This is a genomic window from Corallococcus sicarius (genome assembly GCF_003611735.1).
In the GTDB taxonomy this organism is placed as follows: Bacteria; Myxococcota; Myxococcia; order Myxococcales; family Myxococcaceae; genus Corallococcus; species Corallococcus sicarius.
In genome coordinates this window covers 63,407-80,512 of record NZ_RAWG01000006.1, presented here as the reverse complement: position 1 = coordinate 80,512, position 17,106 = coordinate 63,407, and the positions used below count along the sequence as shown (strand labels likewise).

General features: G+C 70.2%; 11 protein-coding genes. 3 read left to right on the top strand and 8 right to left on the bottom strand.

From position 1 onward, the window contains the following. The first annotated feature begins 54 nt into the window (after positions 1 to 54). On the top strand, positions 55 to 1,647 hold the full coding sequence (locus D7X12_RS02015) for a fibronectin type III domain-containing protein (protein ID WP_244224297.1): 1,593 nt from the start codon (positions 55 to 57) through the stop codon (positions 1,645 to 1,647). A gap of 50 nt (positions 1,648 to 1,697) precedes the next feature. Here D7X12_RS02015 and D7X12_RS02010 read toward each other — a convergent pair whose 3' ends face one another. Beyond that, the gene (locus D7X12_RS02010; RefSeq protein WP_120623578.1) at positions 1,698 to 2,159 is read right to left on the bottom strand and encodes an SMI1/KNR4 family protein; all 462 of its coding nucleotides are present in this window, start codon (positions 2,157 to 2,159) and stop codon (positions 1,698 to 1,700) included. A gap of 10 nt (positions 2,160 to 2,169) precedes the next feature. Then, positions 2,170 to 2,664, bottom strand: coding sequence for a hypothetical protein (locus D7X12_RS02005; RefSeq protein WP_244224296.1), 495 nt, complete (start codon positions 2,662 to 2,664; stop codon positions 2,170 to 2,172). 324 nt (positions 2,665 to 2,988) lie between these two features. Here D7X12_RS02005 and D7X12_RS02000 point away from each other — a divergent pair, with 324 nt between their 5' ends. Then, entirely contained in the window at positions 2,989 to 4,440 is a 1,452-nt protein-coding gene (locus D7X12_RS02000) for a hypothetical protein (protein ID WP_244224295.1), read from the top strand. On the opposite strand, the gene D7X12_RS44905 is transcribed toward D7X12_RS02000, so the two are convergent. From D7X12_RS44905 to tal, 4 genes are all read right to left on the bottom strand, one after another. Then, the gene (locus D7X12_RS44905) at positions 4,423 to 8,076 is read right to left on the bottom strand and encodes an nSTAND1 domain-containing NTPase (protein ID WP_120623568.1); all 3,654 of its coding nucleotides are present in this window, start codon (positions 8,074 to 8,076) and stop codon (positions 4,423 to 4,425) included. The two genes, D7X12_RS02000 and D7X12_RS44905, sit on opposite strands and share 18 nt — an antisense overlap. Further along, the gene (locus tag D7X12_RS01990) at positions 8,073 to 10,106 is read right to left on the bottom strand and encodes a CHAT domain-containing protein (RefSeq protein ID WP_120623567.1); all 2,034 of its coding nucleotides are present in this window, start codon (positions 10,104 to 10,106) and stop codon (positions 8,073 to 8,075) included. The genes D7X12_RS44905 and D7X12_RS01990 overlap by 4 nt, the downstream gene beginning before the upstream one ends. A 66-nt stretch (positions 10,107 to 10,172) precedes the next feature. Next, positions 10,173 to 11,654, bottom strand: coding sequence for a hypothetical protein (locus tag D7X12_RS01985; RefSeq protein WP_120623566.1), 1,482 nt, complete (start codon positions 11,652 to 11,654; stop codon positions 10,173 to 10,175). A gap of 88 nt (positions 11,655 to 11,742) precedes the next feature. Beyond that, positions 11,743 to 12,864 carry a transaldolase gene (tal, locus tag D7X12_RS01980; RefSeq protein WP_120623565.1) on the bottom strand — a complete coding sequence of 374 codons (1,122 nt, stop codon included), beginning with the start codon at positions 12,862 to 12,864 and terminating at the stop codon, positions 11,743 to 11,745. A gap of 206 nt (positions 12,865 to 13,070) precedes the next feature. On the opposite strand from tal, the gene D7X12_RS01975 reads away from it, so the two are divergent. After that, the gene (locus tag D7X12_RS01975; protein ID WP_120623577.1) at positions 13,071 to 14,975 is read left to right on the top strand and encodes a transketolase; all 1,905 of its coding nucleotides are present in this window, start codon (positions 13,071 to 13,073) and stop codon (positions 14,973 to 14,975) included. 21 nt (positions 14,976 to 14,996) lie between these two features. Here the strand turns inward: D7X12_RS01975 and D7X12_RS01970 are convergent, their stop codons facing one another. Both D7X12_RS01970 and D7X12_RS01965 read right to left on the bottom strand, forming a co-directional pair. Next, entirely contained in the window at positions 14,997 to 15,557 is a 561-nt protein-coding gene (locus D7X12_RS01970) for an ankyrin repeat domain-containing protein (RefSeq protein WP_120623564.1), read from the bottom strand. A gap of 19 nt (positions 15,558 to 15,576) precedes the next feature. Next, positions 15,577 to 17,055: a catalase gene (locus D7X12_RS01965; protein ID WP_120623563.1), complete on the bottom strand. Its 1,479-nt coding sequence runs from the start codon at positions 17,053 to 17,055 to the stop codon at positions 15,577 to 15,579. Between the last annotated feature and the right edge of the window lie 51 nt (positions 17,056 to 17,106).

The following is a 17,106-nucleotide window of genomic DNA, read 5'->3' as shown; positions in this document are numbered from 1 at the left end:
CTCGATGAGCCTTCCCGGGCGGTCTCAAACGGTGACCGAAGGATGTCCACGACGATGCCGAGACGAGAGCGCAGGAAGTACACGCCGGAGTTCAAAGCCCGGGTGGTGAAGCTGACGTCTCCGTCCAAGACGTTCGACAGCGTGTCGCTCGCGTGGGGCGCTTCGTCCGACAACGTGGGCGTCACCGGCTATGAAATCTTCGTCAACGGGGGCGCCACGGCGGCGGCCACCAGCACGGCGGCGAATGCCACCGTGACGGGGCTCGCGGCGAACACCACGTACACCTTCACCGTGAAGGCTCGCGATGCGGCGGGCAACCGTTCGGCGGCGAGCGCGGCGTTCAGCACCACGACGCCCGCACGGCCCCCGGTGGACACCCAGGCTCCCACCGCGCCCGGCTCCCTGCGCTCCACCGGCGTGACGGCCAGCAGCGTCTCCCTGGCGTTCAACGCGTCCTCCGACAACGTCGGCGTCACGGGCTACGAGGTCTTCGTCAACGCCAGCGCGACGGCGGCGGCCACGAGCACGGCGACCAGCGTCACCGTGACGGGCCTCGCGGCGAACACCACGTATACCTTCACCGCGAAGGCTCGCGACGCGGCGGGCAACCGTTCTGCGGCCAGCAACAGCATCGCCGCGACGACAGGCAACACGCAGCCCACGGGCAGCAAGGTGCTGGTCGGCTACTGGCACAACTTCGACAACGGTTCCACGAACATCCGGCTGCGCGACATCTCCTCCAAGTTCAATGTCATCCAGGTCGCGTTCGCGGAGCCGGTGCTCGGCGCGGGCCCGGGCACCATGGGCTTCACGCCGTACAACGCGACGGTCGCCGAGTTCAAGTCAGACATCGCGGCCCTCAAGGCGCAGGGCCGCAAGGTCCTCATCTCCCTGGGCGGCGCGAACGGCACCATCCACCTGGACGACGCGGCGGCGAAGCAGAACTTCGTGAGCAGCATGCAGGGGCTCATCAACACGTATGGCTTTGACGGCCTGGACCTGGACCTGGAGGGCGCCTCGCTGGCGCTCAACGGCGGGGACACCGACTTCCGCAACCCGACAACGCCCCGCATCCTCAACCTCATCGCCGGCACCCGGCAGCTGCTCAATGACAACGCGGGCTTCCTGCTCACCATGGCGCCGGAGACCGCCTACGTGCAGGGCGGCTACGCGGCTTACGGCGGCCCGTGGGGCGCGTACCTGCCGGTCATCTACGCGCTGCGCGACCGGCTGACGTACCTGCACGTGCAGCACTACAACACCGGCACGGTGACGGGGCTGGACGGCCGCGCCTACGCGCAGGGCACGCCGGACTTCCACGTGGCGATGGCGGAGATGCTGCTGCAGGGCTTCCCTGTCGGAGGCAACGCCAGCGCCGTCTTCCCGGCGCTCCGGCCGGAGCAGGTCATCATCGGCCTGCCGTCCTCGCCCCAGGCCGCGGGCGGTGGCTACACGACGCCCGCCAACGTGCAGAAGGCGCTGGACTACCTCATGAAGGGCCAGTCCTTCGGAGGCACCTACGTGCTGCGCAAGGCGGGCGGCTACCCGGGCTTCAAGGGGCTGATGACCTGGTCCATCAACTGGGACAAGTTCACCCACTTCGAGTTCTCCAACAGCCACCGCGCCTACCTGGACACCTATCCGTAGGCCGTGACGCCGCCGCCCACCGGGTGCATGCCGGTGGGCGGGGGGAGGCGCTATCCATCCAACCAGAAGAACGCATCTCCACTGGCCAGCGCCTTCTCCAAGAACTCACGGAAGGACGCGGCAATGGGGCGCACGCCTTCGGGGAAGGTCTCGTGGTACCCGTCGAGGATCGGGTAGCGGCCGTCCTTCGGATGGGCCACGTCGAGGATGACGTAGTCGGAGTCCTGGAGGTCGACGAGGGTGTACCAGGACGCCGGGCCGAAGCTGTCGTCGTCGCGCGGTCTCATGGCGGCCCGTGCGCGTTGGATTTCAGCGAGCGGTAGCAGGTGGTAGTTCGCGTGCGGGAAGCGCTTGAAGAGGGTGGCTCCGTCGCAGTGCAGGTAGAAGGCTCGCAGTTCCGGGTCCAGCGTCCACCCGACCCGCCCCTCGAAGGCGGCAATCCGCGCGGGCGTCGCGGGTGGGTTGGGGAAGTGATGCCGGGTGAGCTCGGCCAGCAATGGGTCCAGGGGCATGGTGGCGTCCTCAGTCGGCATAGGGCCGGTCCGGCCCTACCGCGCGCCATCTTCCTCCAGGCGCGTAGCAGGCGGGGTACTCGGAGCTGAAGACGTTGTGCACGTCCTGGGGCGTGGGCAGCACGTTGTTGGGCGCTGTGGGATCGCCTCCGTGCACCAGGTCGAAGATGTGGTGCCCGGGCCAGGGCTTGCCATTGCTCGCCGCAGGCCACGCTCCGTATTCCTCCCCCCAGGCCTCGCGAAAGGCCTCGCGTGCCCGCCCCCACGTCGTCCGGCGCCGCTCTCCGTCTGACACCTTCGGGATGTCGCAGCAGCAGTGGGTGATGGCGAGCCGCCCGCCAGCTGCCGCAGGGAAGACCAGGAAGCGGCCCTCCCAGTCTCCCTTGATGTCTGCCAGCCAGATGCAGCCCATGAGGGCGTGTCCCTGCGCCGCGCACTTCGCCTCGCAGCGAGACATGAACGGGGTGCTGCACTGCCAGGGGCCGTAGTAGATGACCGTCCGCATCCGACCGCCGCCCGGGCCAGGCATGGGTGGGCCCACCCACTTTGCGGACGCGGGGCTGCCGACGGTGCCGAGGGTGGCCGAGCCGCAACCGGCCATCACAAGGAGGGCGGCGCTTGCCAAGCGTTGCATGTACCGGATGGCTCTCATTTCAAGGTGATAGCGCGGCAGGATCCGCAAGTGAAGTCAGGGTGGTGGCAGCGGTCCGCTGCGTCTTCGGCGAAGATGCTGGGACACCGAGTCCGTCAGACCGCTGTACCTGGGGTCACCGACCCCGTGCCGTGGTGCTGACGTCCTCTTACTGCGAGCCGAAGGATGCCCGAGCCCGTGAAGGATGAAGCGCTGCAGCTCCTGCTCGCGCGCGCCGATGACCGCCGGCCCGTGCTGGAGGAGGGGCTTCCGGCGGAGTCCACCCGCGATGCCCCGAGGCCCGCGCCGCTGCCTCGCCGCGCCGAGGGCGTCCCGCTGGAGCGCCCCGATGCGAACCCGAACGACCTGGCCGCGCAGCGCTGGGGTGTCATCGCGCCCGTGGGCACGGCGGGCGACGCCATGCTCCGCGCCATCGAGCCGCTCCTCCAGCACCGCGAGCAGGAGCAGGGCGCGCCCGTGATGCGCTACCGCGTCCCTCCCGGCATGAACGCGGACGCGGCGGTGCGCTGGAAGGAGTCCGTGCACCGGGCCGAGGACGTCCCCGAGGAGGAGCGACCGAAGTACCTGCTGCTGCTCGGGGACCTGCCCGACGTGTCCATCGAATTGCAGCACGTGCTCTCACACGGCGCGTTCGTGGGCCGGCTCCACGTGGGCCTTCCGGATGGCGAGCCGGACCTCGCGGGCTACACGTCCTACGCGGACAAGGTGGTCGCGGCCGAGAAGCGGGGCCCGCCTCCAGAGGCGCCCGACATGCTCCTCTACACGGCGCGGGATGGGACGACGGCCACCACCTCCGGACACAAGTTGTTGGTGGAGCCATGCCTCCAGGTGATGGAGACGCGGTGGAAGACGAAGCGGCCCGCGCTGAAGGTCCAGGAGGTTCCCTACGCCTTCGCGGGGCCGGACGCACTGCTGGAGGCCGCGGCCGCGGCGCGCTCGGCGGTGATGCTCACGGTGGCGCACGGCTTGGGGCGGCCCTCGAAGGGCTGGGCCTCTGCCCAGGAGCAACGGGCGATGCAGGGCGCGCTGTCGCTGGGCGGAGGCCCACCGCTCACGGGCGCACTGCTGCGGGACACGCCCTTCCTGCCCGGGGGTATGTGGTTCAGCGTGGCGTGCTTCGGCGCGGCGACCCCGGCGGACAGCGCGTTCCACGTGTGGCTTGCCCAGATTGCCGCGGCCGGCGGGTTCTCGGGCCGTCCCGCCTCCGTGCTGCACAGCCTTCCCAAGGCGGGCGAGCGCCCCTTCGTGGCGGCGCTGCCCCAGGCCCTGCTGGCGAACCCGCGCGGCCCGCTGGGCATCATCGGCCACAGCGACCTGGCGTGGACGCTGGGCTTCCTGGACACGGAGGACATGACGCGCAGCCGCGCCTCGCGCTTCCTCTCCGCGCTCCAGGTCCTGTCCCATGGCAGCCGCGCGGGCGTCGCGCTGGAGGCGCTGATGAGCGCCTACCGCGACGTCAACGACACGCTGCTGGAGGGCTACCGGGCCCGGCAGGACGCGCAGCTGTATGGCGTTCCAGACCCTGTCGACCCGAAGCGACAGGGCTACCAGTGGATGCTGCGCAATGACCTGCGCGGCTACCTGCTGCTCGGTGACCCCGCCGCGAGGCTCTCAGGGCAGCAGTCGTGAAGTGGGCGGCGGCGTCACGAGCGGATCCCGCCCCTGGAGCCGTTCACACTCCGCATAGCCTTTCCGCGCCTGCTCCTCGCCCTCGTCCAGGTAGCTGCGACGCACATCCGGGGGAAGGCAGTCCTTGTTGACGGCCTGAAGCCTCCGTTGAAGCTCCGCGACCTCCAGCGGCCAGAGCTGCGCCTGTCCATCATCGCAGACCATCAGGACCTGACGCCCGTCTGGACTGAACTCGGCGGAAGTGATCTTCGAATCACTGCACTGGAGCACCAAGGGCGCTCTGGTTCCATCCGCTCGCCACACCCGTGCGGTCTTGTCACTTGCGGTCGTCAACACCCACCGGCCATCCGGGCTGAACCCGGCGGAGTAGACGGAGCCCAAATGCCCCTTGAGGACCAGGGGCGTCCCCGTTCCGTCGACCTTCCATACCCGCGCCGTCGTGTCCGCAGAAGCCGTCACCACCCATTGCCCATCGGGGCTGAAGTCAGCGGAGGTGACAGGCTTCGCGTGCCCCTTGAGCACCACGGGCGAGCCCTTTCCATCCGCCCGCCATACGCGAGCCGTCCTGTCCTCGGAAGCCGTCACCACCCATTGCCCATCAGGGCTGAACGTGGCGGAGCGGACGTCACCCTCATGGCCTTGGAGCGCCACGGGCGTCCCCGTTCCATCCGCCCTCAGGACCGTTGGAGTCACGACCGACAGGAACAAGATCCACTGTCCGTCGGTACTGAATCGGGCGGAACTCGCTCCCCTCTCGGTCTCCAGCATCCGGGCGGAGCCACTCCCGTCCGCTTTCCACAACTGGGGGGCGTCCATGAGCCGAGCCGTGGTCAGCACCCACTGGCCGTCCGGACTGAATTGCGCTGAATCAATGGTCCTGAGCGGCTCTCCCAGCACAACCGGGGTGCCCTTCCCATCCGCGCGCGACACCCGTGCCGTCCCATCCTCGGAGACGGTCACCACCCATTGCCCATCGGGGCTGAAGGCGGCGGAGGTGACAGGCTTCGCGTGCCCCTTGAGCACCACAGGTGTTCCGGTCCCTTCCGCGCTCCAGATCCGCGCTGTTCCGTCGGAGCACGCCGTGATGACCCGCTGCCCATCCGGACTGAACTTCGCGGACAGGACTGAGTCGACCGGCTCGTCAAGTCCCTGGAACACCACGGGAAGCTCCGGCCGAGGCACCTTCCAGATCCGCAGCATCCCGTCCTTGGACGCCATGACGATCCGCTGTCCGTCCGGACTGAACTGCGCGTCGCTGACCCATCTCTGGTGCCCCTTGAGCACTAGGGGCGTGCCTGTTCCATCCGCCCTCGATACCCGCGCGGTCCCATCGTACGACGCGGTCAACACCCACCGGCCACCCGGGCTGAAACCCGCATACGAGATGATGTCCGCATATCCATCGAGCACCACGGGTGTCCCCGTTCCGTCCGCCCGCCACACGCGGGCCGTCCTGTCCTCGGAAGCCGTCACCACCCATTGCCCATCGGGGCTGAAGTCAGCGGAGGAGACGGGCTTCGCGTGCCCCTTGAGCACCACGGGCGAGCCCTTCCCATCCGCCCGCCATACGCGGGCCGTCCTGTCCTCGGAAGCCGTCACCACCCATTGCCCATCGGGGCTGAAGGCGGCGGAGTGGACGGGCGCCACATGCGCCTTGAGCACCACGGGCGAGCCCTTCCCATCTGCCCGCCAGACCCGCGCGGTCCCGTCGTACGACGCGGTCACCACCTGCCGCCCATCGCGGCTGAAGCGCGCCGACAGGACCGAGGCCTCGTGCCCAGTCAGCACCACCAGCTTGCCTGTTCCATCCACTCGCCGGACCTGCGCGGTCGTATCGTCCGAAGCCGTCACCAGCCACTGGCCATCCGGACTGTACCTCGCGGAGCGGACGGTGCCCTCGTACCCCTGTAGCACCACGGGCGTGCCCGTCCCGTCCGTCCGCCACACCCGGACAGTGGTGTCCTGGGAGGCGGTAGCCACCCATTGCCCATCTGGGCTGAACTCGATGGAGCTGACGAAGCCCTGATGGCCCGTCAACTCCACCGGCCTTCCTGTGCCGTCCACGCGCCACACCCATGCCGTCCCCTCGAGTGAGGCCGCCGCTATCCACTGGCCATCAGGGCTGAAGGCTGCGGTCACCGGGGGCTGGGTCCCCTGGATCGTCAGCTCCGGGATGGGTTCCTTCAGGACGTCATGCGCCAGCTGCGTCCACCACCGCGCCTGCTCCGGTTCCGGCACTTCGAGCAGCAGCTTCGTGGCCATCGCGGTGTAGCCGCGGCCCTGCAGGTCGCGAGCCCCGGTGATCAACGCCAGCCCCCGCGCGTCCTGCGCCTGCTTGACGGCGTCCTGCCGCGCCCGCTCCGCGCCGAGCCTCTCCCCCCGCGCCTTGGAGCGCTCCGTCAGGGCCCAGATGAGCAGCAGGGTCATTATCACCGCCACGCCCGCCGCCGCCGACGCGAGGACGATGAGCTTGCGCCGCTCCGCCGCTTCACGCCGGCGCCGCCGTTGCTCCGACTCGCGCGCGATGCGCTCCTGCTTGAGGTCGAACACCTTGCGCGCGAGCCAGTCGTGCCCCAGCTCGAAGTACCGGCTGCCCTGGTGCTGCTCCGCGTGCAGCACCGCCGCCGCTTCCAGGTGCGTCAGCACCTCCAGCGCGTCCTGGGCCGGAAGCTCCGCGCGGGCCTCCTGCTCCGTCAGCAGCGTCCGGCTGCCGTCGCTCGCGATGAGGTACTGCTCCAGCAGCCGGCGCGCCGCCCGCTTCTTGTCGGAGCCGAGCGCATCCAGCGTCGCCTCCAGGTAGCGGTGCACCATCGGCTCCGCGGCGACGGGCTCCACGGCCCGGCCCCGCGCCCGCTCGTCCCACAGCGCACGGCAGACAATCTGCGCGAACGCGGCCTGCACCTCGGCGTCGTCGTGGTCGCCCTGGCCCGCCATCCGCACCTGCCGCATCAGCCCGCGCACCTCCTCTTCGGACCACGACTGCGCGGGCAGGCCCTTCTCGGTCGCCAGCCGGCACGACACCTTCACCATCTCGCCCACGGTGAGCGGCCCCAGCCGGAATCCCTGCTCCAACAACTCGCGCCTGCCCCGCACGCGGTCGCGGAAGCGGCCCAGGTAGTCCTCGCGCATCGCCAGCAGGAGCTGCAGTCCCCGCACCGGCTTGCGCGCCAGCGCATCCAGCCCCTTCATCAGCGCGCCCGTCGCCTCCACGTCGCGCCCGGGCAGGAACAACTGCTCCAGCTGATCCAGGTAGATGAGCACCGGCCGGTCTGAGCGCTGCGACGCCAGCTCCAGCGCCGCGTCCAGGGCCTCCACCGTCCCCGCCTGCTCCGGCGGCGGCCCCAGCTCCAGCTCCGTGTGCATGGTGCGCACCAGCCGCGCCAGCGGAGCCTCCCCCGCGAGCCACCCGTCGATGCGCACCGTGCGGAACTCGTGCGCCTCCTCCAGCAGCGGAATCACCCCGGCCTGCATCACCGACGACTTCCCCGCACCGGAAGGACCGAAGAGCGTGAGGCACGGGTGCGCGAGGATGCGGTTCACCAGCCGCTGCGTCACCGTCTCACGGCCGAAGAAGCGCTCGCGGTCCGCCGCGCGGTAGGGCTGAGGCCCCAGGAAGGGATTCACCGGGCCGCTCATCGCGCGCCTCCGGGCGTCCCCGCGCCGAGGACCTCCACCAGCGCGCCCGCTTCCGCCTGCACCACCTGGACGCCCGTGTTTCCAGGCAGGCCCCGGCCGGACCTCCACGACTCCGCCTCATGCACCCCGGGCTCCAGCAGCACCAGGCTCTTGCGCGGCAGCGGCCGGCGTCCGAACAGCCGCGACAACAACATGCGGTGGTGCCACGCCAGCAATGACAGTCCGAGCAGGAGCGCGGGCCGGCTGTCCATCGTCCCCAGGATGGCGTCCGCCAGGTCCGGCGGCAGGACGGACTCCAGGTCGCGCACGCCGTGCAGGTAGTCGTCCTCCGTGAGCAGGGGCGTTTCGAAGACGCGGTCGGGCAGGTAGCCCCGGTACAGCCGCACCAACGCCACGTCGCGCGACGGGTCGAAGTCCGAAGGCAGCGCGTCGAGCGGCTCCCAGTCCTGCCCCGGCAGGCGCCGTCGGAGGAGCGCGGAGCCCTCGTCGGGCGTCGAGGGCTGGATGACGTAGAGCGGCAGCTCCGGCCGGTGCAGCGCGAGCGCCTGCTCCAGCACGGGCATGCGCAAGAGCGTGATGTGCACGCCCGGCTTCAGCCGCCGCGCCAGCGCCTCCACCAGCGGCAGCGTGGGCATGGCATCCCGGAACACCTCCTGGAAGTGCGAGTCCAGCGTCTTGGGTCCGAAGCGCAGCGTGAACCGCTGCGCCAGCGCGCTCATCGGCAGCGCCTCCGGGACGGCCCAGGGCGTGCCCCGCATCCGGCCGTGCAGCAGCTCCCGCAGGTCCTCGTCCGTGGCGCCCCCGTGGTCGCCCAGCACCAGGGAGAAGGGCCGTGAGAGGAGGTCCGTCAGCCCGCGCAGGGAGGGGTCCTCTGCGCGCACCGGGTCGGCCTGTACGGGCGCGCGCGGCGCGGCGTTCGCCCTGGCGGGCCGGAAGGAGAAGAGGGTGGTGTCACAGCCCCGCAGGTACAGCACCGGGGAGAACGCCTCGGCGCTCTCGCCGAACTCCGTCAGCACCGTGCTGCGCGCGTCGTGGAGGCAGCGGGCCACGTCGCCCCGGTGCCGCGTATCTCCTACCAACGCGCGGTAGAAGGACCGTGAGCACGCGCGGGCCACGTCTGTCTTCACCGGCCACAGGTGCGCCACCACCGCGTCCGCGCCGCCCTCCGCGAGCATCTCCGCCGCGCTCGTCAGGGCTCCCGGCTGCGCGCCCTGACAGGCTTCGAGCACCACCAGGCGCAGGTCGCCCCGGAAGGCTCCCGCCAGCTCCTTCGCCAGCAGCTCCACGGGAAGCCACGCGGGCGCGCCGTCCGCGTCCGTGAGCTGGAGGACGGGGGCACCGCGCGCGTCCACGCCGCCATGACCGATGAAGTGCAGGATGTGCGGCGCGGGCTCCGAGCGGAGCCGGTCGATGACGTAGTCGCGCCGGGTGCGGGGCCCCACGAGCGGCTCCATCCACTCCAGCGCTCCGGAGTCGATGGCCGGCTGGAGCATGGCGCGCAGGCGGGCCGGCGCCTCCGCGTCCTGCGGTGACACGACGAGCAGGCGCACCGCCCCCGTCACTTCACGAGGCAGCCAGGGCTTCGTGGACTGCACCCCGCGCACGATGCACAGCTCCGGCGAGATGCCGAGGAAGTCGAGCGCCCCGAGCGGTCCACAGAGCGCCTCCCACGGCAGCGCCTGGAGCTCACGGTCGCGAGGCAACAGCCGCAGCAGCAGGGGCTTCTTGCTGCCGGTGCTGCGCAACACGCCGCGCAGCTCCAGCAGCACCTCCTGGAGCCCGCTCCGGAAGAGCGCGGAGTGCAGCGCCCGCGCCTGCTCGGGAGACTCCAGGGGGCTGCCGCGCACGGCCGCGTCCCGCACCCACTCGCCGAAGCGGCGGAGGGCCTCGGGCGAGTGCGCGGGCCCCAACGTGTGCGGCGGGGGGTGTTGGCCCCCGCTGCCCCGCGCCGTGGCGCTGACCTCATCGCCTGCCCGCGCGAGGTCCACCTCCAGCCAGAATCCGGGCCCCGCCGTTCCACTCGTGCTCATGAGCGGGGCAGCCTACCCCGTCCTCATCGCACCCGAAGCAGGCGGGCGCGGTGGGCCACCGGGCCGTCACTCCTGCGGTGCGGTCGGCCCCGGCGGGCAGGTGAAGGACGCAGGCACGGACCACAACTGACGCTGGGACGTGTCATCGAAGGCGCTGAAGTAGACGCGGTTGCCCACGCGGGTGAAGTCATCCGCTCCCGAGCCCCACGGTCCCGGGTAGACGTCCGCCAACTGGCCGGTCGTCGCCGCAGTGCCCCGGGTGAACCAGGGCTCGGTGCTCCCACCCTCCGGGGAGCCGGTGAACAGGACCACCCCGGTGCCGGTCGCGAACACGGGAGACGCGTACTCGTCGTTCCGGCTGAGCTGGCGGAAGAGCGTGCGGGTCCCGGTGGCCGTGCCATTCGTCACCCAGAGCGCCACGTCGACGGGCGCAGGGCCCTCGCTGCTGATGGCCACGGAGAAGTAGATTTCGCCTCCGGAGACGGTCGTCTGCTGCACGTAGGGGTACGCGAACTCATATTGCGAGTACGGGTTGGGCAGGGTCGTGATCGCGGTCTTGCCTCCGCCACCCAGGGACAGCCGGTCGATGCGCAGCCGCCGCGTGTCCATGTCCACGGACGACAGGTAGACGTAGGGGCCCACCGCCCCGAGCAGCCCGACGGGCCTGCTGAACGCGTCCAGCCGGAGGGTCCCCGTGGCCGTGCCATTGGTCCTCCACACCTCATGATTCGGGCCGTCGTCCAGGATGAACAGCCCCAGGTTCCCCGCGCGGCCCACCGCCACGACGGGGACGGCGCCTGCGTCCAGCCGCTTCACGGCGGTCGTCCCGGCCAGGGTTCCATCGGTGCGCCACAGGGTGGTGCCCGTCTCCCCGGACAAGAAGAAGAGCAGCGCATCGCTGACCTGCAACGTCCGGAAGCTGAGCTCGAATGCGTCGCCGAAGTTCCTCACCCGCAGGGTGCCCGCGGCCGTCCCGTCCGAGCGCCACATCTCCAACCGGTAGGCTTCCGTCGGGGTCGCCGGCACCACGCGGAAGAAGACCAGCCGGCCGTTGACCGCGCTGAGGTTGGACAGCAGGGAGCCGTTCCCACCCGGCGTGATGTCCTCGACCAGCCGGGTGCCGGCGCTGGTCCCGTCGCTGATCCAGAGCTCCGTCCCGGTCTCCGGCGCATAGGCCCGGAAGAAGAGCCGGGGGCCCACCGCGACCAGGTCCGTCAGCTGAGCCCCCGGGGGAAACGCCCTCACCGGGACGGTGCCCGCTTCCGTGCCGTTGCTCCGCCACAGGACCACGCCTTCGTCCGGGAGGTTGGTGATGAAGTAGAGCGTCCCCTGGACGTCGGTGAGATACGCCAGGGAGTCCCTGCGAGTCGCCCCCGGGGGAGTCACGACCCTCACCCGCGACGCCACCCCGGGAGGACACGCCTGCGCGGTCACCTCGCGGGAGTCCTCCACGGGGAGGGGCCTTGGTGCTTCATCCGCCTGGACGCCCCCACATCCCGCCACCGCCAACCCCAACCACGCCAGTGCAATCCCTTTGCCGATACGCATAGCCCCACCTCCCGGTCCAAAGCGGACGGAAGGTGGGATGCAAGGCATTGACTCCCAAGGAGCACCCGGAGGAGGTGGGAGTGTCTTTTCAGGTCTTCTGGAGCTTCTCGCCCACCGCGGACAGCAGCTTGTCGAAGGACTCCTCGAACAGGCGGATGCCCTCGGTGGCCAGCTCGTCGGTGACGGTCTTCATGGAGATGCCGCCCGCCTCCAGCTGGCGCATCGTCGCCTCGGCGGCCGGGAGGTCCTCCTCCAGGCTGGGGCGCACCTTGCCGTGGTCGCGGAAGGCGTCAATCGTCGCGGGCGGCATGGTGTTCACCGTGTCCCGGCCGATGAGCTCCTCCACGTACAGCACGTCCCGCAGCTTGGGGCTCTTGGTGCTGGTGCTCGCCCAGAGCACGCGCTGCACCCGGGCGCCCTTCGCCGCGAGCGCCTGCCAGCGCGCGCCGCTGAAGACCTCCTTGAAGGTCCGGTAGGCCAGCTTCGCGTTCGCGATGGCCACCTTGCCGCTCAGCGACTCCAGCGCCTTCTGCTGCTCGGCGGTGGCGCCTGCCTTCAGCTTCTTCTCAATCTCCTTGTCCACGATGGCGTCGATGCGGCTGATGAAGAACGACGCCACGCTCGCCACCCGCGACACGTCTCCGCCCGACGCGGCGAACTTCTCCAGGCCGGAGACGTAGGCCTGGGCAATCTCCCGGTAGCGCTCCTGGCTGAAGAGCAGCGTCACGTTGACGTTGATGCCCTCCGCGGTGAGCTGCTCGAAGGCCGGGACGCCCGGCACCGTGCCCGGGACCTTGATCATCACGTTGGGCCGCGCGAGCGTCTTCCACAGCCGCCGCGCCTCCTCCAGCGTGCCCTTCGTGTCGAGCGCCAGCCGGGGCGACACCTCCAGCGACGCGTAGCCGTCCTGACCCTTCAGCGAGTCGTACACGGGGCGCAGGATGTCCGCGGCGCCCTGGACGTCGCGCACCGCCAGCTGCTCGTACACGTCATTGCCGGAGAGGCCCTTGCCCTTCGCCGCGTCGAAGAGGTCCTGGTAGTCCGCGCTGCCCGACACCGCCTTCTGGAAGATGGTGGGGTTGGACGTGAGCCCCTTGAGCCCGTCCTCGTCGATGAACTTCTTCAGGGTGCCCTGCGTGATGTAGCTGCGCTGGAGGTTGTCCACCCAGAGGGATTGACCAAACTCGGCAAGCTGTCGAAGCGGGTTCATGGGTTCTCTCCGGCGGGGGCGCGAGGCTCCCGGATGGCGTTTCCTGAAATTGCTCACGTCCGGCCCCTCACGTCCAAGCGGGCGGACGGGCACTCGCGGATTCTGCCTGGGACCGGGGCCAGCGGGGCGAAGCGCTTCTCCTGGGCCCGGGCAGTCAACACAGTACGGAGGGCACCGGCGTGCCCCCAACCCCCGGGAGCGAAATGATGGCGGACACCTTGGCGGACCTCGCGGCGCAGCTGCGCATCGACAGCATCCGGTGCACCACGGCGGCGGGCTCCGGACATCCCAGCTCCTCCCTGTCCGCGGCGGACATCCTGGCGGTGCTCTTCCAGAAGCACCTGCGCTTCGACTTCCAGCAGCCGCGCGCCCCCAACAACGACCGCTTCATCCTCTCCAAGGGCCACGCCTGCCCGGTCCTCTACTCCGCGTTCAAGGCGGCGGGCGCCATCGATGACAAGGAGTTGATGACCCTGCGCAAGTTCGGCAGCCGGCTCGAAGGACACCCCAACCCGCACGTGCTGCCGCTCGTGGACGTGGCCACCGGCTCGCTGGGGCAGGGGCTCGCCATTGGCGTGGGCATGGCGCTCACCGCGCGGTTGGATGGACTGCCGTTCCGCACCTACGTCCTCATGGGCGACAGCGAGACCGCCGAGGGCTCCGTGTGGGAGGCGTTCGACAAGGCCTCCCACTACCAGCTCGACAACCTCTGCGCCCTCATCGACATGAACCGGCTGGGCCAGAGCACGGAGACGGAGCTGGGCTGGAACGGCGAGGCGTATGCCGCCCGCGCGCGGGCCTTCGGCTGGCACGCCATCACGCTCGACGGCCATGACCTGGACGCCATCGACCGGGCGCTCGTGGAGGCCGCGTCGAAGCGGGGCCAGCCCACCTGCCTCATCTGCAAGACGGAGAAGGGCCACGGCTCCTCGCTCATCGCCAATCAAGATGGCTGGCACGGAAAGCCGCTCCCGGAGGACAAGGCCCGGGACGCCATCCGCGAGCTGGGCGGCGAGCGCCCCGTGCGCATCGACGTGAAGAAGCCGGACGCGCTGAAGCCCTCCGGCCAGGACCCCGCCGCGCCGCTGAAGCTGCCTGGCTACGAGGTCGGCCAGAAGGAGGCCACCCGCAAGGCCTACGGCGACGCGCTCCTGGCGCTGGGCAATGCCCGCCCGGACGTGGTGGCGCTGGACGCGGAGGTGTCCAACTCCACGTACTCGGATGAGTTCCGCAAGGCCCACCCGAAGCGCTACTTCGAGATGTACATCGCCGAGCAGAACATGGTGTCCAGCGCGGTGGGCATGGCGGTGCTGGGCAAGCGCGCCTTCGTCAGCACCTTCGCGGCGTTCCTGTCGCGCGCGTATGATCAGATCCGCATGGCGGCCATCTCCAACGCCACGCTGCACCTGTGCGGCAGCCACGCGGGTGTGTCCATTGGAGAGGACGGCCCCTCGCAGATGGCGCTGGAGGACCTGGCGATGATGCGCGCGGTGGGCGGCAGCACGGTGCTCTACCCGAGCGACGCCAACCAGACCGCGAAGCTGCTGGCCCAGGTGGTGGAGCGCAAGGGCATCAGCTACCTGCGCAGCACCCGGGAGAAGACGCCGGTGCTCTACCCCGCGTCGGAGGAGTTCCCCATCGGCGGGTGCAAGGTGATCCGCAGGTCCGACCAGGACGTGGCGACGGTGGTGGCCGCCGGCATCACGCTGCACGAAGCGCTCAAGGCCTGGGCGATGCTGAAGGAGGAGGGCGTCGCGGTGCGCGTCATCGACCTCTACTCGGTCAAGCCGGTGGACGCGAAGACGCTGCGCGAGGCCGCGCGCGAGACGCACGGAAGGCTCATCGTGGTGGAGGACCACTGGGCCGAAGGCGGGCTCGCGGACGCGGTGCTGGAGGCCTTCACCGGCGAGCGCCAGCGGCTCCCCTCGGTGGTGCGCCTCGCGGTGACGAAGCTGCCCGGCTCCGGCAAGCCCGCAGAGCTGCTCAACGCGGCCGGCATCGACGCCGAGCACATCGTGGAGGCCGTCACGTCCTTCGTGGAGGACGTCGCGCGGGACACGGACGCGCAGGGCAGGCCCCAGGCCGAGGCCTGGGGTCACCCGAACGCCTGAGCTCGTGGACCCGCGCTTGTTTCAGGGCATGGGGGACGACAGGGACTCCAGCCGGGCCGCCGTGCGCTGCGCTCCCATGCTCCGGGCGTAGTCCCACGCCGTGCGCTGGGCCGCGTCCCGCTGCTCCGGGTTCGCGCCGCGCTGGAGCAGCAGCTCCAGCACCTCCAGCTTGTCGAACATGGCCGCGAACATCAGCGGCGTGCGGCCATCCGGGCCCGAGCCATCCACCCGCGCGCCCCGGTCCAGCAGCAGCGTGGTGATGGCCAGGTTGCCCTTGAAGGCCGCGCCCGCCAGGGGCGTCTGCCCGGCGTCGTTGGTCAGCTCCGGATCCGCCCCGCGCTCCAGCAGCAGGCGGGTGGCGTCCACGTGGCCGTGGTAGCTGGCCAGCATCAACAGCGAGTCGCCCCGCTCGTTGCGAAGCCCCAGGGGCAGTCCGGCGTCGAGCAGCGCCTCCAGCTGCCGGACATCGCCCGTGCGGACGTGCGAGAAGGCCGTCCTCGCCAGCTCCAGCACCGCGGCGTCGTCCGCGCCACCGTCCAGGGCAGGAGAGGGGCCCTCGTTCTTCGTGTCGTTCGAACTCATGGTCAGCAGTCCCTTCTGGCTAGCGCGCGCGTCGGAGCTGTTGGACGGAGGTGGCGATGCGAGAACCATACTCCTCGTCGGCGGCGCGGAAGTGGGCAATGGCGCGGGCGATGATGTCGTCGCGGCTCACCTGCGCCAGGCTGCCTGAGATGTTCTCCACCAGGCGCTGCTTCTGTGGCTCGGTCATCAAACGGTAGAGCGCGCCGGCCTGCACGAAGTCGTCGTCCTCCGCGTGCTTGCCGTGGACGTAGGTGCCCGTCAGGCCGTTGACCGCGTAGCCCACGCCGGGGGCCTCGTCCGTCTGCGCGGGGCCGCCGAAGCTGTTCGGCTCGTAGTTGGGGCCGCGCCCACCGTTGCCGTCGAAGCGCATGGCGCCGTCACGGCCGTAGTTGCGAGCGCCCCCCTTCACGCCGCGCGGCGAGTTCACCGGCAGCTGCGTGCTGTTGATGCCCAGCCGGTAGCGGTGCGCGTCGCCGTAGGCGAACAGGCGCGCCTGGAGCATCCGGTCCGGGGACGGGCCGATGCCGGGCACGAAGTTCGCGGGGTCCAGCGCCGCCTGCTCCACCTCCGCGAAGAAGTTCTCCGGGTTGCGGTCCAGGGTGAGCTTGCCCACCTCCATCAGCGGGAAGTCCTTGTAGGGCCACACCTTGGTGAGGTCGAACGGATTGAAGCGGTAGTTGGCCGCGTCCGCCTCCGGCATCACCTGGACCTTGAGCGTCCATGAGGGGAACTCGCCGCGCTCGATGGCCTTGTACAGGTCGCGCTGGTGGTGCTGCGGATCCTTGCCGCCCAGCGCCTCCGCCTCCGGCGTGGTGAGGGTGCGGATGCCCTGGTCCGTCTTGAAGTGGAACTTCACCCAGAAGCGCTCGCCCTGCGCGTTCACCCACTGGAAGGTGTGTGAACCAAAGCCATCCATGTGCCGCAGCGAGGCGGGGATGCCCCGGTCGCCGAACAGCCAGGTGAACTGGTGCGTGGCCTCTGGCGAGTAGGAGAAGAAGTCCCAGACGTTGTCGGGCTCCTGGCAGTTCGTGTACGGGTCGTACTTCTGCGAGTGGATGAAGTCCGGGAACTTGATGCCGTCGCGCAGGAAGAACACGGGCGTGTTGTTGCCCACGAGGTCCCAGTTGCCGTCCTCCGTGTAGAAGCGCACGCCGAAGCCGCGGGGGTCGCGCGCGGTGTCGGGCGCGCCCTTGGAGCCGGCCACGGTGGAGAAGCGCAGGAACACCTCCGTCTTCTTGCCCACGGCGCTGAAGAGCTTCATCCGCGTGTAGCGGGACACGTCCCGGGACGTCACCTCGAAGGTGCCGTAGGCGCCGGAGCCCACCGCGTGCACCACGCGCTCCGGGATGCGCTCCCGGTTGAAGCGCGCCAGCTTCTCCAGCAGGTGGTGGTCCTGCAGCAGCACCGGGCCGCCAGGCCCCACGGTCTGCGAGTGCTGGTTGTCGGAGACCGGGGCTCCGGCTTCGGTGGTCAGGGTGGGGCGCTTGGACTGGGACACGGAGTCTCTCCCTTGAAAGGACGTCGGAGTGCTTCGACGGGAGCAAAGGTA